General features: G+C 70.8%; 17 protein-coding genes and 2 pseudogenes. 8 read left to right on the top strand and 11 right to left on the bottom strand.

Features of this window, described 5'->3' with window-relative positions:
* Window positions 1-77 precede the first annotated feature (77 nt).
* Window positions 78-863 carry a glucosamine-6-phosphate deaminase gene (gene nagB / locus E4N62_RS32535; RefSeq protein ID WP_230220065.1) on the bottom strand — a complete coding sequence of 262 codons (786 nt, stop codon included), beginning with the start codon at window positions 861-863 and terminating at the stop codon, window positions 78-80.
* A gap of 581 nt (window positions 864-1,444) precedes the next feature.
* On the opposite strand from nagB, the gene E4N62_RS32540 reads away from it, so the two are divergent.
* Window positions 1,445-2,920 (top strand): sensor histidine kinase, encoded by a 1,476-nt coding sequence (locus E4N62_RS32540; protein WP_230220067.1) that lies wholly within the window; start codon window positions 1,445-1,447, stop codon window positions 2,918-2,920.
* 201 nt (window positions 2,921-3,121) lie between these two features.
* Here the strand turns inward: E4N62_RS32540 and E4N62_RS32545 are convergent, their stop codons facing one another.
* Window positions 3,122-3,379 (bottom strand): WhiB family transcriptional regulator, encoded by a 258-nt coding sequence (locus E4N62_RS32545; protein WP_003992873.1) that lies wholly within the window; start codon window positions 3,377-3,379, stop codon window positions 3,122-3,124.
* Between the two features lie 319 nt (window positions 3,380-3,698).
* Entirely contained in the window at window positions 3,699-4,670 is a 972-nt protein-coding gene (locus tag E4N62_RS32550; RefSeq protein ID WP_230220069.1) for a diacylglycerol kinase family protein, read from the bottom strand.
* 172 nt (window positions 4,671-4,842) lie between these two features.
* Here E4N62_RS32550 and E4N62_RS32555 point away from each other — a divergent pair.
* A pseudogene (locus tag E4N62_RS32555) lies at window positions 4,843-5,294 on the top strand (hypothetical protein).
* Between the two features lie 715 nt (window positions 5,295-6,009).
* On the opposite strand, the gene E4N62_RS32560 reads toward E4N62_RS32555, so the two are convergent.
* The 3 genes from E4N62_RS32560 to E4N62_RS32570 form a co-directional block, all read right to left on the bottom strand.
* Window positions 6,010-7,167: a SigB/SigF/SigG family RNA polymerase sigma factor gene (locus tag E4N62_RS32560; RefSeq protein ID WP_230220071.1), complete on the bottom strand. Its 1,158-nt coding sequence runs from the start codon at window positions 7,165-7,167 to the stop codon at window positions 6,010-6,012.
* Entirely contained in the window at window positions 7,164-7,577 is a 414-nt protein-coding gene (locus tag E4N62_RS32565) for an anti-sigma regulatory factor (RefSeq protein ID WP_033525425.1), read from the bottom strand. Before E4N62_RS32565 ends, E4N62_RS32560 begins: the two co-directional genes overlap by 4 nt.
* A 316-nt stretch (window positions 7,578-7,893) precedes the next feature.
* Window positions 7,894-8,154 (bottom strand): UBP-type zinc finger domain-containing protein, encoded by a 261-nt coding sequence (locus E4N62_RS32570; protein WP_230220073.1) that lies wholly within the window; start codon window positions 8,152-8,154, stop codon window positions 7,894-7,896.
* Between the two features lie 75 nt (window positions 8,155-8,229).
* Here E4N62_RS32570 and E4N62_RS32575 point away from each other — a divergent pair.
* Window positions 8,230-9,808 (top strand): annotated as a pseudogene (locus tag E4N62_RS32575) (Na+/H+ antiporter).
* Window positions 9,809-9,823: 15 nt separating this feature from the next.
* On the opposite strand, the gene E4N62_RS32580 reads toward E4N62_RS32575, so the two are convergent.
* Together E4N62_RS32580 and E4N62_RS32585 are read right to left on the bottom strand one after the other, a co-directional pair.
* Window positions 9,824-10,789, bottom strand: coding sequence for a 1-aminocyclopropane-1-carboxylate deaminase/D-cysteine desulfhydrase (locus E4N62_RS32580; protein ID WP_230220075.1), 966 nt, complete (start codon window positions 10,787-10,789; stop codon window positions 9,824-9,826).
* A gap of 59 nt (window positions 10,790-10,848) precedes the next feature.
* The gene (locus tag E4N62_RS32585; protein WP_230220077.1) at window positions 10,849-11,451 is read right to left on the bottom strand and encodes an N-acetylmuramoyl-L-alanine amidase; all 603 of its coding nucleotides are present in this window, start codon (window positions 11,449-11,451) and stop codon (window positions 10,849-10,851) included.
* Between the two features lie 301 nt (window positions 11,452-11,752).
* Here E4N62_RS32585 and E4N62_RS32590 point away from each other — a divergent pair, with 301 nt between their 5' ends.
* Together E4N62_RS32590 and E4N62_RS32595 are read left to right on the top strand one after the other, a co-directional pair.
* Window positions 11,753-13,159: a family 2B encapsulin nanocompartment shell protein gene (locus E4N62_RS32590; protein ID WP_230220079.1), complete on the top strand. Its 1,407-nt coding sequence runs from the start codon at window positions 11,753-11,755 to the stop codon at window positions 13,157-13,159.
* A 2-nt stretch (window positions 13,160-13,161) separates the two neighbouring features.
* Window positions 13,162-14,370, top strand: coding sequence for a family 2 encapsulin nanocompartment cargo protein polyprenyl transferase (locus tag E4N62_RS32595; RefSeq protein ID WP_268270087.1), 1,209 nt, complete (start codon window positions 13,162-13,164; stop codon window positions 14,368-14,370).
* A 198-nt stretch (window positions 14,371-14,568) separates the two neighbouring features.
* Here the strand turns inward: E4N62_RS32595 and E4N62_RS32600 are convergent, their stop codons facing one another.
* Window positions 14,569-15,153 carry a TetR/AcrR family transcriptional regulator gene (locus E4N62_RS32600; protein ID WP_230220081.1) on the bottom strand — a complete coding sequence of 195 codons (585 nt, stop codon included), beginning with the start codon at window positions 15,151-15,153 and terminating at the stop codon, window positions 14,569-14,571.
* A 141-nt stretch (window positions 15,154-15,294) separates the two neighbouring features.
* On the opposite strand from E4N62_RS32600, the gene E4N62_RS32605 reads away from it, so the two are divergent.
* From E4N62_RS32605 to E4N62_RS32615, 3 genes are all read left to right on the top strand, one after another.
* Entirely contained in the window at window positions 15,295-15,879 is a 585-nt protein-coding gene (locus E4N62_RS32605; RefSeq protein ID WP_230220083.1) for a dihydrofolate reductase family protein, read from the top strand.
* Window positions 15,880-15,954: 75 nt separating this feature from the next.
* Window positions 15,955-16,341, top strand: a complete 387-nt coding sequence (locus E4N62_RS48230) for a hypothetical protein (RefSeq protein WP_268270102.1) — start codon at window positions 15,955-15,957, stop codon at window positions 16,339-16,341.
* Entirely contained in the window at window positions 16,338-16,751 is a 414-nt protein-coding gene (locus tag E4N62_RS32615; protein WP_230220085.1) for a YciI family protein, read from the top strand. Before E4N62_RS48230 ends, E4N62_RS32615 begins: the two co-directional genes overlap by 4 nt.
* A 15-nt stretch (window positions 16,752-16,766) precedes the next feature.
* On the opposite strand, the gene E4N62_RS32620 is transcribed toward E4N62_RS32615, so the two are convergent.
* Window positions 16,767-17,504 (bottom strand): VOC family protein, encoded by a 738-nt coding sequence (locus E4N62_RS32620; RefSeq protein WP_230220086.1) that lies wholly within the window; start codon window positions 17,502-17,504, stop codon window positions 16,767-16,769.
* Window positions 17,505-17,719: 215 nt separating this feature from the next.
* Window positions 17,720-18,175: a VOC family protein gene (locus E4N62_RS32625; protein WP_230220088.1), complete on the bottom strand. Its 456-nt coding sequence runs from the start codon at window positions 18,173-18,175 to the stop codon at window positions 17,720-17,722.
* Window positions 18,176-18,276: the final 101 nt, after the last annotated feature.

The raw sequence follows: 18,276 nt of genomic DNA on the forward strand, positions 1-18,276 counted from the left end.
TACGAGGGCTTTCGTCCGGCACGCCGAGAGCACGCACCGGACACCGCGGGCACCGCACAGGACTTTCGAAACACCCCCTAGATGCCCTGCCAGTCCGGCTTGTTGTCGTACGTGTGCCGGAAGTAGTCCGCGAGCTTCAGCTTCGACGCGGCGCCCTCGTCCACCACGACGGTCGCGTGGCGGTGCAGCTGCAGCGCCGACGCGGGGCACACAGCTGCCACCGGTCCCTCCACGGTCGCCGCGACGGCGTCCGCCTTGCCCTCGCCCGTGGCGAGCAGCACCAGGTGCCGGGCCTCCAGGATCGTGCCGATGCCCTGCGTGATGACGTGGTGCGGCACCTGGTCGATGTCGCCGTCGAAGAACCGCGCGTTGTCGATCCGGGTCTGCTCGGTGAGGGTCTTGATCCGCGTCCGGGACGCGAGCGACGAGCACGGCTCGTTGAACCCGATGTGCCCGTCGGTGCCTATGCCGAGCACCTGCAGGTCCACACCCCCCGCCTCGGCCAGCGCCCTGTCGTACGCCTCGCTGGCCCCCGCCACGTCCTCGGCGGTGCCGTCGGGCCCCATGAACGCGTCCATGCCGAGCCCCAGCGGCTCCAGTACCTCCCGTCGCAGCACCGAGCGGTAGGACTCGGGGTGCTCGGCCGGCAGCCCCACGTATTCGTCGAGCTGGGCCACCCGTGCCCGTGCGACGTCCACGGAGCCCGAGCGCACCTTCCGCGCCAGTGCCTCATAGATGGGCAGCGGGGTCGACCCCGTGGCCACCCCGAGCAACGCGTCGGGCTTCCGCCGGAGCAACTCCGCCATCGCCTCGGCTATGAGCTCGCCACCCGCCTTGGCATCCGGAACGATGACAACTTCCACGCTGGCCTGCCGATCTGGAACGTAGGACTCAAGAGGACTCGACCGGAATCCGCGGGTCAAGCACCTTTCATGTGGTGTAGACCAATCTAGCAGGGGTGGCCCCCTCTCCACAGGGGTCGCGCGTGAGGCCGGTCACCGGCCGGGCGGCGGCGTTCCGGCCCGCCCCCGGGCCGAAGCGGGCTACTCTGCGAGTGGACCGTCCGCGGATGTCGGACAAGGGAACAACAACAAACATCCGCCAACGCATGGACACACGCAGTGGTCTAGTCAACAATGCGTGGTAGAGCATGTGATCGATCAGCGGCCCACCGCCGGCGATCGCACGCGACGACAAGCCTCCGTCTTCCCCGCACAGGAAGGCGGACCGAGGACCCGGCGCTCTCTGCCCTGACTGCTCCGGATCCTCATCCTTCGGCCGACTGGGACCGCACACCCCACGGTCGATGTTGCTCCGGGCTGCGGTGCCGGGAGGGCTGAGGGTCCCTCTCAGGCGCCGCGGCCCGCGGGTGTTCCCGGGCCCGTACCGGCCACTCCAGCAGCCGTTTCCGGTCATCTCCGTACCGCCAGGTACGCTCGCACACGTGCCCTCCATGAACGAACTCGTCCGCCAGCACACCGCCCTCAGCGACTCCGACCTGGAGTGGCTGCACCTGCTGGTGTCGGAGTGGCAGTTGCTGTCCGACCTCTCCTTCGCCGACCTGGTCCTCTGGGTCCCCACGCGCGACGGCACCCGTTATGTCTCCGTGGCCCAGATGCGCCCCAACACCGGCCCCACCTCGTACCAGGACGACATGGTCGGCCACCTGGTCCCGCGCGGCCGGAGGCCCCTGCTCGACGCCGCGCACGACGAGGGCCGGATCGTCCGCGAGGGCGACCCGGAGTGGCGCGAGGAGGTGCCCGTGCGGGTCGAGTCCATCCCCGTGCGCAGGGAGGGGCGCGTCCTCGGCGTCATCGCGCGCAACACCAATCTGCTGACCGTGCGGACCCCGAGCCGCCTGGAGCTGACCTATCTCCAGAGCGCCTCCGACCTGGCCCAGATGATCGCCGCGGGCGCGTTCCCCTTCCCCGACCAGCAGGTCGACATGGACGCCTCGCCGCGCGTCGGCGACGGGCTGATCAGGCTCGACGCCGACGGCATCGTCCAGTACGCCTCCCCGAACGCCCTCTCCGCCTACCACCGCCTCGGCCTCGCCGCCGACCTGGTGGGCTGCCACCTCGGCCGTACGACCGCCGAACTCGCCCCTTCCCGGGGCCCGGTCGACGAGGCGCTCGCCAAGCTGGCGAGCGGGTGGGCGCCCCGCGAGTTCGAGATCGAGTCCAGCGACGGGGTGATCCAGTTCCGGGCGATCCCCCTCAAGCCCAAGGGCCCGCGCATCGGTTCACTGGTGCTGCTGCGGGATGTGACCGAACTGCGGCGCCGCGAGCGCGAGTTGATCACCAAGGACGCGACCATCCGGGAGATCCACCACCGGGTGAAGAACAACCTCCAGACCGTGGCCGCCCTGTTGCGTCTCCAGGCCCGGCGCATCGAGTCCGAGCGCGGCCGGGAGGCCCTCGAAGAGGCCGTACGACGGGTCGGGTCGATCGCGATCGTGCATGAGACGCTGTCCCAGAATCTGGACGAGCGGGTGGAGTTCGACGAGATCGCCGACCGGGTGCTCGCGATGGTCGCCGAGATCTCACCGGGCAAGGTCGCCGGCCGGCGCACCGGACGGTTCGGCATCCTGGACGCGGAGGTCGCCACCCCGCTGTCCATGGTCCTCACCGAGATCCTGCAGAACGCCCTCGAACACGGTTTCCGCGAGGGCGACACCGGCACGGTCGAGGTCTCGGCCGTCCGGGGCGGCACCTCCAAGGAGGCCCGGCTGCTCGTCACCGTCCAGGACGACGGCGTCGGCCTCCCCGAGGGCTTCGACCCGCACCGCTCGGGCAACCTCGGCCTGCAGATCGTACGGACCCTGGTGGAGGGGGAGTTGGGCGGCACCTTCGACATGGTCCCGGCGCCGGAGCGGGGCACCCGGGTGATCCTGGACATCCCGGTGCGCGCCCAGAAGTAGCGGGCGTACGGCGGCCGTAGCACTGGCGGGTCCACAGCCGGCGTACCCGAAACAGCACCGAGCCCCGGACCATCATGTGGTCCGGGGCTCGGGCTCGTGGCTGATTAAGCGCACCGGGGGCACTGCGCGCTGCGGCTCGGGGGCGGGAGATGCGCACTCGCTGTGCGCGCCGCCAAGCTCAGGCTATTGCTGGGTGGGATGTCAGGCGGATGCCTGACGGGCCCGGTTGCGGGCGGCGCGGCGCTTCATGGCGCGGCGCTCGTCCTCGCTGAGACCACCCCAGACGCCGGAGTCCTGGCCGGACTCAAGCGCCCACTGCAGACACTGCTCGATAACCGGGCAGCGACGGCAGACAGCCTTGGCTTCCTCGATCTGCAGCAGCGCAGGACCGGTGTTGCCGATGGGGAAGAAGAGCTCGGGGTCTTCCTCGCGGCAAACGGCGTTGTGACGCCAGTCCATGGCTGCTACCTCTCCTTGGTATTACATGCACGTTAGCTTGTGAATGTGAACGCTTTCACGAATCCCTCAACAAGTGAAGGGCCGATCACCAGACGGACTGGTGTGGTCCTGTGGATTGAGGAGGGGTTCTGGCGCTTGCTTGAGCCGGTGTTGCGGGCTGTCCCGAGCGCCACGTAGAGACTCGCAAACCTCAGCGGCGGATACAACCCCTTCCGGAAAGTTTTTTTTGATTCCTCGGTGTCGACTGTGTCACAGCCGTACTTCCATGGGGTGGATCCTGGCCTAAACGTTCGAGTGGAAGGACTTTTGCCCGTTCCGCTCACACAATCACACGCAGTGCACGGCGTACGCCTGTGAACGTCACGCTCGTTCGCAGTCCGAGGTGGTCGCCGTCCATCTGGAGGGGGAGGGGCACCTTCGAATGCAAGGTGAAGTCGGTCAGGTCGTGCAGGGTGGTGGCGTGCTTGCCCTGGGGTCCCCGCTCGGGGGACGAAGTGAGCAACTGTGTGCCATATCGGGCGAGCGCGGGCGTCGACATGCGGCTGAGACCGAGCACGTCGAGACCTTTATCGAACGAGGCCTTAGGCGACGCGTACACCGGGCGATTGCCCAGAAACGTCCAGGGGGACGTGTTGCAGACTATGGACAGCACAAGATCGGAAATCGGGTCCTCGCCGACCCGCTCCAAAGTGATCGTGCCGAGTCTGCGATGGGGCTCCTCCAGAAACTGCCGGAAAGCCTGACGCAGGTAAAGGGCGTGTGTGGATTTCCGTCCGCGTTCCCGCTGTTGCTCGACCCGGCCGATCACACCCGCGTCGAATCCGAGGCCCGCGCAGAAGGTGAACCAGCGGGACGGGACCGCCTCGTCCTCCGTGCCCGGGGTGCCGGAGGCCATGCCCAGGCCGACCGTGCGCTCCCGGCTCTCGCGCAGCGCGTCGAGCAGGACGCCGGTCGCCTCCACGGCGTCGTTGGGCAGACCCAGGGCGCGGGCGAAGACATTGGTGGAGCCGCCGGGGACCACGGCGAGACGGGGCAGACGGTCGGGGTCGGGGCCGTGGTGCAGCAGGCCGTTGACGACCTCGTTGACCGTGCCGTCGCCGCCGAGCGCGACGACCAGTTCTATGTCGCCCTTGCCCTCCGCGGCCTGGCGGGCGAGATCCCGGGCGTGACCCCGGTACTCGGTGGTCACCGCCTCCAGCTTCATCTCGCTGGCGAGAGCGTGGATCAGCACATCGCGCGTACGTGCGCTTGTGGTGGTTGCCGCCGGATTGACCACGAGAAGTGCACGCATGAGTTGCAGGGTACCTACTGGGTGGTACCCGGCCCATACCGAGGTGCGGATCAAGGGAGAGATCAGGTAGTGACGATGAGCACGTGGGGCGCGCGAACACGGTGCATGTGCCGGAAACCGGGCCGGGCGCCGGGGGCTCAGCGGGCGACGGGGCGAGGGCTACCCTTCAGGGGTGAGCCCTGAGCAGACCCCCACGCCGGACACCTCCGACGCCGAGCCCCGCCCCGGGCGGCTGACCGCCGCGGCGGCGCTGGCCGCGCTGGAGGGGTGGCCCTGCTGGTGGGCGGCGGGGCCATGCTCGTCGTCGGCCTCACCAGTGACGCGGACGACGTGAGCACCGGCGCCACCGGCGGCATCACCCTGATCGCGCTGGCCCTGCTGCCGCTGATCGCCGCGCGCGGGCTGCTGCTGCGGCGGAGCTGGAGCCGGGGGCCCGCCGTCATCACCCAGATCATGGCGCTGCCGGTGGCCTACAACCTGCTGCGGGCCGACAGCGTGGCGATCCCGGCGGGCATCGCGCTGGCGGTGGTCGCCGTGGCCGCGCTGGTCCTCCTGATCAACCCCGCCACGACCCAGGCCCTCGACATCCAGGGTCCGGGCCGCGCCCAGCAACCGAAGCCGTAGCGGGCAGCGGGCAGCCGGGCGGACGAGAAGGCCGAAGCCTGCTGCGGCGGGTGGCGGCGAAAGTCGCGTGCGAGGTCGGCCGGGCGGCTGTACAGGACCGGTGGCTGCACTGGACCGAGGGGCCCACGGGGCAGGGGCAGCCGGACACAGAGCGAAGACTCCGGGTGCGCTGACGGCTTTCTGGAGCCGGCCCGGCGCCGGCACACATCCTCGACCCCGCGGGGGAGGGCGACCGGGTCGAGACGGTCCTCAAGGAGAAGATCGCTGCCGCGAGGTCCATCTGACAGGTCAGAGCCGACCGCGCGCGTTCGCCGAGACCGCGGTCGGCTACCTGGAGGGCCTGACGGCGGCCGGGAAGACGTCCGCCCCCGCGAGACGTCCTCCATGGGGCGGGTCCTCCATGGGGTGGACGGGCAGTCAGCAGCTGATCGTGGCCCACGCGCAGCCGCCAGTCTCCGGCGTCGGTCGCGAGCCGTCACCCGTGTTCGGACCCGGCGCGCTGTCGCGGAGGGCGAAGCCGTCGGTGCCCGTGTGCCGGTGGGGGCATCGCCGACCGGCCGGTCGCCGGGGGGCGTGGCGTTCGTCGAGGTGAGCGTGGTGCGCGGGTGTGGTCGAGGGGTGTGGCCCGGTCGCGCGCCGGCGCGACCGTCGCTTCGTCCCGTTCCTCCTCGACCTCCGCGGCTCTCTTCTCTCCGCTCCCGCCGGGACTCTCGCGCTACTCCTCGACGAGCAGCTTCTCCCGCAGTTGCGCCAGGGTGCGCGCCAGCAGTCGGGAGACGTGCATCTGGGAGATGCCGACCTCCTGGGCGATCTGCGACTGGGTCATGTTGCCGAAGAACCGCAGCAGCAGGATCCGCTTCTCGCGCGGCGGGAGGTCCTCCAGCAACGGCTTCAAAGACTCCCGGTACTCGACGCCCTCCAGCGCCTCGTCCTCCGCGCCGAGGGTGTCCGCGACCGCCGGGGACTCGTCGTCGGTGTCGGGGACGTCCAGGGAGAGCGTGGAGTACGCGTTGGCCGACTCCAGGCCCTCCAGCACCTCCTCCTCGGAGATGGCCAGCTTCTCGGCCAGCTCGTGCACCGTCGGGGAACGCCCGTGCTGCTGCGACAGCTCGGCCGTGGCCGTGGTCAGCGCGAGCCGCAGCTCCTGGAGCCGACGCGGTACCCGTACCGCCCAGCCCTTGTCGCGGAAGTGGCGCTTGATCTCGCCGACGACCGTCGGGGTCGCGTACGTGGAGAACTCCACGCCGCGGTCCGGGTCGAAGCGGTCCACGGACTTGATCAGGCCGATGGTGGCGACCTGGGTCAGGTCGTCCAGCGGCTCGCCGCGGTTGCGGAACCGGCGTGCGAGGTGCTCCACGAGCGGCAGGTGCATCCGGACGAGCCGGTTGCGCAGCTCCGCGTACTCGGCGCTGCCGTCCGGCAGGGCGCGCAGCTCGACGAACAGGGCTCGCGCCCCGCTGCGGTCCTGCGGGTCGTGCTGTGTGCTCCGCACGGGCTGCGCGTTCGGCGCGCCCGCCTCGTCGTGTCGCTCGTGCTCGCTCATAGTCCCGCCCGCCGTCACCGTTCCCCCAGCTCTCGACTGTGCTCGAGCGGGGGAGGCCCCAGTCCGCCCTCGTGAGGACGTGGTGCTCCGTAGGGCACCCTCCGGATCCCGTTGCCCGTCGGAGGACACCTCGTCGTCGGACGGCTCCGCCCACCGAGACGCTCCGGCCGCCGCCGAGGACTCGTCCTCCGGGTGCGGCCGGGCCTGCTCGGGGATGCCGTCGACGCCGTCCGTCAGATGCGCCGGCCCACGCGGACCGCCGTCGTCCTCAGCGGGCAGTTCCCGTGTGCCGCGTTCTTCGTCCCGCACCGGCCCGTCCCCGTTCCTCACGCCGGCCCGGGTCCCGCGCCGCGCTGTTTGTAGAGGCTGATCGAAACGGTTTTGTCGTCGGCCACCGCGGAGGAGACCTTGCCCGCCAGGGCCGACAGCACGGTCCAGGCGAAGGTGTCGCGCGAGGGGGCGTGGCCGTCGGTGGTGGGGGCCGAGACCGTGACCTCCAGCGAATCATCGACCAGACGGAAGACACAGCTGAGCACCGAGCCGGGCACGGCCTGCTGAAGCAGGATCGCGCAGGCCTCGTCGACCGCGATGCGCAGGTCCTCGATCTCGTCGAGGGTGAAGTCCAAACGGGCCGCGAGGCCGGCCGTCGCCGTACGCAGCACCGACAGGTAGGCACCCGCGGCCGGCAGCCGGACTTCCACGAAGTCCTGGGTCCCGGGCTCGCCTGCGATCTGGGACACCCTCACCTCCAAGGTGGTACAAGCTTTTTCGGGGGCCGAGGGTCGCCCCCCGGGGTAACGCGCTACGTGGTTCAGCGGTGACGCTATCGCGCTACCGAGCGCCGTGTCCTCGGGGTCCTGAGGACCCCACCCCATGCTGTCACTCATAGTAAGCCTATGAATACGCTCGGTGGCTAGAGGTCTGCGGGCCTCAAATGGGAAGAGCACGCGCCGGATTGACGTACCCACGCGCCGGACCGCCGAACCGTGTCACACGAGTACGTCGACGTGTCACGGGGTGACATGGTTCCGTCGTACGACGTCTCGGTCGTGTTCGTCAAACGAGTACATGGTCCACGAAGCGCCAGCGCCAGGTCTCGCCGGCCTCGAACGTACGCATGATGGGATGGCCGCTCTCCTTGTGGTGCGCGGTGGCGTGGCGCATCGGCGAGGAGTCGCAGCAACCCACGTGTCCGCGCTCCAGGCACATCCGCAGCTGCACCGGGTGGCTCCCGGCGGCCAGGCACTCCGGGCAGGTGTCGCTCAGGGGATCGGGCTCGGGGTGCGGCAGCGCCTCCGTGTGCGTGCACTGTTTCATGATTGCCAGGTTACGACGGGCGCGCGGAACATCACGCGGAAACGAAGGCGGCGGAAGCGATGCGCTTTTTCGCCCCTGCTGTTGCTGGTCGCAGGGAGTGCGACGGTCGCCGGGGTCGCCCGGCGCACGCCGGTGCCCGCCCCCCTGCTGCTGGGCGCGGCGGGGCTCGCGGTGTCGTACCTGCCCGGAGTGCCGCACTACGAACTCGACCCCGAGATCGTCCTGCCGCTGATCCTGCCCCCGCTGCTGTACACCGCCGCCGGCGACAGCTCCTACCTCGACCTGCGGGCCCAACTGCGACCCGTGGCCCTGCTGTCGGTCGGTTACGTCCTCTTCGCGACCCTCGCCGTGGGCTGGGCCGCCTACCTGATCGTGCCGGGGATGCCGCTGACCGCCGCGTTGGTGCTCGGCGCGGTGGTGGCGCCGCCGGACGCGGTCGCGGCGACGGCGGTCGCCCGGCGGGTGGGCCTGTCGTCGCGGATCACCACGATCCTGCAGGGCGAGTCCCTGGTGAACGACGCGACCGCGATCACCGCCTACCGGGTGGCCCTCGCGGCCACCGTCGGCGAGGGCGCGAGCTGGACCGGCGGGATCGTGGAGTTCCTGGTGGCGGCGGTCGGCGGTGTCGCGGTGGGCCTGCTGCTGATGGTGCCGATCCACTGGCTGCGCACCCACCTCGAGGAAGCGCTGCTCCAGAACACCCTCTCCCTGCTCATCCCCTTCGTCGCCTACGGGCTCGCCGAGTGGGTGCACGCCTCCGGGGTGCTCGCCGTGGTCGTCGTCGGTCTGTACCTCGGCTACCGCCACTGGCAGGTCGACTTCGCCACCCGCCTCCAGGAGGAGGCCGTCTGGAAGATGGTCGCCTTCCTCCTGGAATCGGCCGTTTTCGCCCTCATCGGACTCCAGCTCCCGGTCGTCCTCGAAGGGCTGGGCGAGTACGAGGGGGCCGCGCCACCTGGTACGCCGTGGCCGTCTTCCTCGTGGTCGTCGCGTCCCGGTTCGTGTGGGTCTATCCGGCGACCTTCCTGCCGCGCATGGTGTCGCGGCGCATCCGGGAACGGGAGGACGACCCCACCTGGAAGGGGCCGTTCGTCGTCGCCTGGGCCGGCATGCGGGGTGTCGTCTCGCTGGCCATCGCCTTCTCGATCCCGCTCACCGTGAACGGCGGGGAAGGCTTCCCCGAGCGGAACCTGATCCTCTTCCTGACCTTCACGACGGTCATCGGGACCCTGGTCATCCAGGGCCTGACCCTGCCGCCGCTGATCCGCCTCCTGAAGCTGCCGGGACGCGACCAGCAGGCCGAGACCCTCGCCGAGGCCAACGCCCAGGCCCAGGCGTCCCGGGCGCCGAGGCCCGGCTGGACGAACTCCTCGCGGACGAGAGCAACGAACTGCCGCCGCCGCTGGTCGACCGCCTCCGCACCGTCCTGGAACGGCGCCGCAACGCCGTCTGGGAGCGGCTCGGCGCCGTGAACCCGGTGACCGGGGAGAGCGTCGACGACACCTACAGCCGTCTGTCCCGCGAGATGATCGGCGCGGAACGCGAGGTCTTCGTCATGCTGCGGGACGGCAGGTACATCGACGACGAGATGCTGCGCACCCTGCTGCGCAGGCTGGACCTGGAGGAGGCGGCCGTCTACCGGGAGGCCTCCTAGGGCCGGCCTTTCCGGTCATGCCGGGGCTAGGGCCGGCCTTTCCGGTCGTGCCGGGGCCGAGGGCTCCGGGAACGGGCTGCCGGTGATCACCGCGGCTACCGTCGTCCCGCGCGGGAAGGCGCCCTCCGCCGCCAGGGCGACGAGTCCGTAGAGCAACTTGGCGACATAGAGACGTTCCACCGGGAGGCGGTGCCGCGTCTCGAAGTCGTCCGCGAAGGCGTCCAGTTCGGGTGAGGTCCGTGCGTAACCGCCGAAGTGGAAGCGGTCGTCGAGATTCCAGTCGCCGCGCGGCCCGCCGAACGCCCTGTGCTGAAGCTGTCGTATCTCTTCGTCGAGGAAGCCACCCTTGAGAACCGGAATGCCGAGGGCGCGTTGGTCGGGGGCCAGCCCCGCGGCCAGTCCGGCGAGCGTGCCGCCGGTGCCGCAGGCGAGGGCCGCGACGTCGGCCCGGCCGCGCAGCTCCGCGCCGAGGTCCTGGCAGCCCGTGACGGCGAGGGGGTTGCTGCCGCCCTCGGGGACCACGTACGCGCCGTCGGCGTCGGCGGCGCGCAGGACGGCGGCCAGGGTGGCCGGGTCGGACTTGTGGCGATACGTCGACCTGTCGACGAAGTGCAGCCGCATGCCGTCCGCCGTGCAGCGGGCCAGGGAGGGGTTGAGAGGGCGGTCGGCCAGCTCCTGGCCGCGGACCACGCCGATGGTGGGCAGGCCCAGCAGGTGACCCGCGGCGGCGGTCGCGCGCAGATGGTTGGAGTAGGCGCCGCCGAAGGTGAGCAGCGGGCGGCCCGCCGCCGCCCGCAGGTTCGGGGCCAGCTTGCGCCACTTGTTGCCGACGAGCCGCGGATGGATCAGGTCGTCGCGCTTGAGCAGCAACCGGAGGCCGTGGCGAGCGAAGCGTTCGTCCGCGACCTCCTGGAGGGGTGACGGCAGCCTGGGCTTCAGGACGCTGGTGGGGTCGTCGGGGGCGGAGGGCTGGCCGGTCACGTGCCCATTGTCGGACACATGACCGGTGGGTGTCGGACGCGCCCGCCGCCGGGCCTATGTCAGACGGTCCCGGATTTCAGACGGTCCCGGACGCGCTTTCTCATGCCGGCCATGGTGAATCCCCGGGGGTCGACCTTCCCGGGCTGCCATTCGAGGTGCCCGATGACGGACCGCTGGTTCCAGCCGTGGTGACGGCAGACGGCGGCGGAGACCCGCTCGATGGCCTCGAGCTGCGCCGCCGGCCAGGGATCCTCGCCGTCGCCGAGGTTCTCGCACTCGAAGCCGTAGAAATGGCGGTTGCCGTCCGTGTTGGCCTCGTTGTCCGCGGGCAGCGGCCTCTCGGCGATCACGGCCCGCAGCACGTCGTCGTCGCCCAGGCCGGCGTGGTTGGCCCGGCCGTAGCCGACGAGGTGCACCCGGCCGTCCTTGGTGATCACGCCGTGGCACAGCGGGCCCGGCAGCCCCTCGTATCCGTTGCGGCAGATACGGACGGTGCGTTCGCTGCCGGAGGTGACGGTGTGGTGGATCATCACGCCGTGGACGGGCCCCCAGCGGCCCACATGGTTGCGGTTGTGATGTTCCCAGTCGCCGACCTCGACGACCCGGACGCCCTCGTTCTTCAGGACGGTGAGAAATCTGCTCGCGGACATGGGTGGGGCCATGGCCGACTCCTTCGTGCCGTGCGACGGCCGCTGGTCGTGACCGCCTCGTACGCGGTGTGTACCCCAACTCGCGGTGCGGGCGAGGCGGTCGAGGGGGGCGCGCGGATGGATCCGGTCAGATTCGGCCGGGGCTCGTACGGGGATGCGAGTGGTCGACAGAAACAGCCGACATGCCCAGTCTGCGAAGATCCATTCCCGCTCTTTCGGGTAATAGCACCGGCACGCTCCGTGATGCAAGGCTGGATCGCGAGATCGGTGACCGCGATCAGTGCTGTCAGTGCATACCCGGAGGGGAATCCGCATGTCGGTAGGCGAAGAGGTTCGCTCGCAGCAGGACAGGCCGCAGCAGAGTCTCGGCACGGCCGCTGCCCGGAACCTGGCCACCACCACGAAGTCCACGCCACAGATGCAGGAGATCAGCTCGCGCTGGCTGCTGCGCACCCTGCCGTGGGTGAACGTGCAGGGCGGCACGTACCGGGTGAACAGGCGGCTCACCTACGCGGTCGGCGACGGCCGCGTCACCTTTGTGAAGACCGGCGACCAGGTCGCCGTCATCCCCGCGGAGCTCGGCGAACTGCCGGCCCTGCGGACCTACGAGGACATCGACGTCCTGGGCGAGCTGGCCCAGCGGTGCGAGCAGCGGGAGTTCGCGCCCGGCGACGTCCTGGCCGAATTCGGCAGCCAGGCGGACGAGGTGTACCTGCTCGCGCACGGCAAGGTCGAGAAGATCGGCACCGGCCCCTACGGCGACGACGCGGTCCTCGGCGTACTGGCCGACGGCGCCTACTTCGGCGAGCAGGCCCTGCTCGACCCCGACGCGATCTGGGAGTACACGGCCCGCGCGGTCACCGCGTGCACGGTGCTCGTCCTGCCGCGTCAGGCCGTCGAGCAACTCGCCGAGCGCGCCGAGACGCTCAGCGAGCACCTGCAGGAACAGCGCTCGATCCCGTCGCAGCGCACCAACAAGTACGGCGAGAAGGAGATCGACCTCGCCGCCGGCCACAGCGGCGAGCCGGACATCCCGCACACCTTCGTCGACTACGAGGCCGCGCCGCGCGAGTACGAACTCAGCGTCGCCCAGACCGTCCTGCGCATCCACACCCGCGTGGCCGATCTATACAACCAGCCGATGAACCAGACCGAGCAGCAGATCAGGCTCACGGTCGAGGCGTTGAAGGAGCGCCAGGAGCACGAGCTCATCAACAACCGGGAGTTCGGCCTCCTGCACAACTGCGAGTACGACCAGCGGCTCCAGCCCCACGACGGCGTGCCCAGCCCGGACGACCTGGACGAGCTGCTCTGCCGCCGCCGGGGCACCAAGATGCTCCTCGCCCACCCGCGCGCGATCTCCGCGTTCGGCCGCGAGCTGAACAAGCGCGGACTGGTCCCCGAGACCATCGACATCGCCGGGAACCGCATCCCCACCTGGCGCGGTGTGCCGATCTACCCGTGCAACAAGATCCCTGTGACCGAGGCCAGGACCACGTCGATCATCGCCCTGCGTACCGGCGAGGAGGACCAGGGCGTCATCGGTCTGCGGGCCGCGAGCATCCCCGACGAGATCGAGCCCAGCCTGTCCGTCCGGTTCATGGGCATCAACGAACAGGCGATCATCAAGTACCTCGTGACGGCCTACTACTCGGCCGCGGTCCTGGTCCCCGACGCGCTCGGCGTGCTGGAGAACGTCGAGATCGGCCGCTGGCGGTGACCCTGTCCGAACGGACGCCGTGTCCCCGCCCCACCGGGCGGGGACACCTCGCGAGCACGCGCCCGCGCCCAGCGGAACCGCCGCCCTCCGCGGCCCCTCCCGGGCGACCCCATGGTGAGTCCGTGACGGAGGTGAAGCGGGGCCCCGTCGGTGCCGGCGGGGCGGCCGGCCGGGTGGGCGCGGCAAGCGGACCTGAAGGACACGAGGCGGCAGGAATCCTGGAACAGGCGCGGCTGTCGGTCGATCCCGAACTGCGCCGGGCCATCGGGTCCTTACCGGGTTCGATGCGTCGCGTCGCGCGCTACCACTTCGGCTGGGAGGACGCGGACGGCACCCCGGTCACGGGGAACGCGGGCAAGGCGATACGCCCGGCGCTGGTCCTGGCCGCCGTCGCCGCCCTCGGCGGGCGCGAGTCCACCGCCGTGAGGGCCGCCGCCGCGGTGGAGCTGGTGCACAACTTCACGCTGCTGCACGACGACGTGATGGACCGGGACACCACGCGCAGACACCGGGCCACCGCGTGGACCGTGTTCGGGATCCCCGACGCGATCCTGGCCGGGGACGCGCTCCAGGCCCTGGCCCAGCAACTGCTCGCCCAGGACCCGCATCCGGCGTCGACCGCGGCCGCCGCCCGGCTCTCGGCCTGTGTCGTGGAACTCTGCGCCGGCCAGCACACCGACACCGAGCTGGAGGGGCGCCGGCCGGAGGAGGTCACTCTCGACGAGGTGCTCGTCATGGCCGAGGCGAAGACGGGCGCGCTGCTCGGCTGTGCCTGTGCGGTGGGCGCGTTGTACGCGGGCGCCGGTGAGGAGGACGTCGAGGCCCTGGACGCGTTCGGACGGGAGGCCGGCCTGGCCTTCCAGCTCATCGACGACGTGATCGGCATCTGGGGCGACCCGAGCCACACCGGCAAGCCGGCCGGAGCGGATCTCATGGTCCGCAAGAAGTCCCTCCCCGTGGTCGCCGCCCTCGCCTCCGGCACCCCGGAGGCTCTCGAACTCGCCGAGCTGTACGGACTGCCGTACACGGAGGGGGACCTGGAGCGCACGGCGTCGGTCGTGGAGCGGGCCGGTGGGCGCGACTGGGCGCAGATCCAGGCCGCCGGCCGCATGGCCAGGGCCATGCACGAACTCTCCCGCGCGGTCCCTGACCCGGAGTCGGCCGGCGGCCTGCTCGCACTGGCCGAATTCGTGACGCGCCGCAGCAGCTGAGGCGGGGCCGAGCGGCGGTCGATGCTCCGGAGGTGTCGTCTCGTGCCGTGCGGACCTGACCCCGCGCGGTGCCGGTGCCTTCGGGTGGCCGGCGGGTCCCGCACATCCCCACGGTGTGCGGGGCCCGCCGGGTTTTCGGGGCGTCGGGGCCTGGGGGCTCCGTGGCTTCGTCGCGCGGTTCACCGTGCCTCTGACGGATTACGGGACGATCGTCTCCACGACACGCTCCATCAGGCCCTCGGGGGCGGCGACCCCGGGAAGGGCGTCGTCGAGGACGTCCGGCAGGGTCAGGTGTTCGAGCAGCAGACCCTGCATGGCCAGGTAGAGCACCATGACCGTCTCGTCGCCGCCGGGGAGGCCCGCCTCACGGTGGAACCGCATGCCGAAGTCCAGCTCGCCGCGCACCGACGCGGTGTACGAGGCGTACAGGGCCGGGCGGCGGGTGGCTTCGAGGCGCAGTTCGAGGTGGGCGAGGTAGCCGGTGCGGTCCCCGGTGACGCGGGCCAGCAGATCACGCATGAACGCCGTGACCAGGGTCCGGTCCTTCGGTGAGGTGAGCAGCTCCTCGACCACGGCCGGGTCGGGGGCCAGGCGTTCCTTCAGCCGTGCGTCGATCTGGTGGAGCAGGGCGTCACGGTCGGCGAAGTAGTTCGACGCGGTGCCCACCGGAACCCCGGCCTCGGCGTCCACCGCGCGGAACGTCAGCCCGCGCGCCCCTTCCCGTGCCAGCACCGCCACCGCCGCGTCCAGCAGAGCGCCCCTGCGCTCCGGGTTCCTGACCATCCGCACTCCTCAGTACCGAATCCCCTTGCAACCACTACAGCTGAAGTACTATAACTGACGTGGTTGCGGAAGGGTGGGGTGCCGGAAGGCGGCCGTCGGTTCTGCCGCGACCTGACTGTCGGACAAGGGGAAGAGGCCGGTTTGCGCAAGTTGACGTACCTGATCGCCTGTTCGATCGACGGCTTCATCGGGGACCGGGACGGTGATGCGTCGTACATGTATCCGTATGTGGTGGGTGAGTTCGCCGAGTACCTGAACGCGGAGCATCCGGACACCAACCCGATCCATGTCCGTCGGCTCATCGGCACCGACGGGTTGCCCAACAAGGATTACGACACGATCATCCAGGGCCGTGCCAGCTACGACGTGGCGTTGAAGGAAGGCATCACCAGCCCGTACGCCCATCTGCGCGAGTACGTGGCCTCGCGCACGCTGAAGGAGTCGCCCGACCCGAACGTCGAGATCATCTCGGAGGACCTGGTCGGCAAGGTCCGCGAGCTCAAGGCGGAGGACGGCGAGCTCGGCATCTACCTCTGCGGCGGCTCGGTGATCGCGGGAGAGCTGCTCGACGAGATCGACGAGCTGATCATCAAGACGTACCCCGTCGTGCAGGGCACCGGCATGCCGATGTTCGGCTCCGGATTCGCCCTCACCGAGTTCACGCTCGACGACGTGCGCGGCTTCGACAACGGGGTGGTCGTACGGAAGTACAGCAGGAAGCGCTGAGCGCGGCGCCGAGCGCCGGAGATTGCCGGTGTACGGCGGGGAGCGCACCGACCTCGTCGGCCATACCCTGAGGACATGGGCATCGACGAGCATGTCTGCCCGGTCTGCGGACAGCCGGTGGCCACGGTCGTAAGGCGGCACAAGACGCTGGGCGCGTGGGTACCCGTCCGGGGTCCGGGTCCGTGCAGGAACCACGAGTGTGCGGTGTACGTCGTCGAGGCCGCGGAGGCCGCCGCTGAGAAGCCCCGGGCGGTGGCCCGGCGGACGCGCGGCAGCCATGGTGCGCATGGCGGTCACGGTGATCGGGCCGGGCACGGCGGTCATGCGGGTCACGCCGGTCGTGCGGCGCGTCCCGGCGAAGCCGAGGCGGTGGCCGAGCCGGCCGATGCGACGGCCCCGGCCCCGGCCGGGCTCGGCCCCTGGCTCCCGGCCCGCACGGCGGACGAAGGAGCGGACACATGAAGTTCCTGATGATGGTCCTAGGCACGCAGGCGGACTACGAGGGCATGCGGGGCCAGCCCTCCGAGCACTCCCCGGCCTGGACGCCGGAGCAGTTGCGGGCCATGTACGCCTACATGAGCGCGATCAACGACGACCTCACCGAGACCGGGGAGATGATCGACGGGCAGGGGCTGGCCGAGCCGGCGAGCACCCGGTTCGTCACGGCGGACGTCGACGGCAAACCGGTGGTCACGGACGGCCCGTACCCGGACACCGCCGAACTGCTCGCCGGCTACTGGCTCCTGGACTGTGCCGACCTGGACCGGGTCACGGAGATCGCGGCCCGCGTCGCCCAGTGCCCCGGGCCGGAGGGGCTCAAGGAGTACCCGGTGGTCATCCGCCCCGTGCTGGAAAGTGCGCAGGACATCTGAGCCGACAGGGCTGTCTCACCCCGCCGCCGGAGGCAGCCCGCCCGTCTCCGGGGACCGGCTCGTCAGGCAGTACGTGCCGCCCGCCGGATCGCGCATCACGGTCCAATGGAGCTGACGGGACACGCAGGTGGCGCCGAGGGATTCATGGTGCGCACGGGTGGCGTCGATGTCGGCGCAGGCGAGGTCGAGGTGGGCGGAGGCCGGGCGAGGAGCGTCGAGCCGCTGGAGGAGGATGCGCAGGGGGAGGCCGGCCTGTGGGCGCAGGACATGGAACTCCGGGCGGGAACCCGGGTGGGAGTCCCACCCGGTCAGGGCCGACCAGAAGGTGACCTCAGCCGCGAAGGCGGCCGGCGGCACGTCGAGGCACACCTGGTCCAGCCGGCTGCCGTTCACGACGGGCGGCCGCTCGGCCTCTCCGTGCCACGGCACCACGCAGAAGAGCTGGCCGGCGGGCGAGCGCAGCACCGCCCAGCCGTCGTGCGGGGCGACCACCTCGGCCCCGAGCCGGACCGCCCGGCCGACGAGCGCGGGGACGTCCTCGACCACGAGATCCAGGTGAGCGCCGCCGCCCGACCCGACCCCCTGCGCCTTCACACAGGCGTCGCCGGTCTCGGGGAGCAGGGTGACGAACTCGCCCTGATCGCCCCGGCGCGCGGACAGCCGGGTCGCCGTGATCGCCGTCCAGAAGGCGCAGGCCCGCTCGAACGCGGCCGTCGGCCGATCGACGAAGGCGTATGTCCACCGGATCGGCACCCCTACCTCGCCCTCCCGCCCGCCGAGCCGCCGCCCAGGACGCCGCCCAAGACATCGTCCCCGCCGCCCTTGCCGTTCCCGCCCACTCCACCCACAGCGCCGCTCCCTGTCGTACGGTCCAGCCCCACGGCTGAACGACTCGTACGCTCCCTCGCCGTCCCGCTCCACGCAACGCCGTTTCCGTGTGCCAGGGTGCTCTCTCCGTACCCGGCTGCTCAGTCCCGGCGCTGCATGAAGCGCAGCATGTTGCCCGCGGGGTCGCGGAACGCGCAGTCGCGGACGCCGTACGGCTGGTCCGTGGGGGCCTGGAGGACGTCGGCACCGGAGGCTTCGACGCGGCTGTAGAGGGCGTCGCAGTCGGTGGTGGTGAAGTTGACGCCGCGCAGGACGCCCTTGGCGAGGAGGTTGGCGATGGTCTCGCGGTCGGCGGGGGAGATGTCGGGGTCGGCGGCGGGCGGCTCCAGGACGATCTCGACGTCCGGTTGGAGCGGCGAGCCCACGGTCACCCAGCGCATGCCCTCGAAGCCCACGTCGCCACGGACCTCCATGCCCAGGACGTCGCGGTAGAAAGTGAGCGCCTTGTCGTGGTCGTCGACGGCGAGGAAGCACTGGGCGAGCTTCACGTCCGGGGCCGGGAGGCCGCGCGCGGCGTTCGGATCGTTCGTAGTCATGCCCGCACGCTAGGCCGTGCCCGAGGTGTCCCGCCCGTTCGGATGCGGCCGACACCGCCGACGCCGATCGAGCTAGGGCGTGTTTCGGAAGTCCCTTCGTC

It is taken from the genome of Streptomyces sp. MNU76 (assembly GCF_020982545.1).
In the GTDB taxonomy this organism is placed as follows: domain Bacteria; phylum Actinomycetota; class Actinomycetes; order Streptomycetales; family Streptomycetaceae; genus Streptomyces.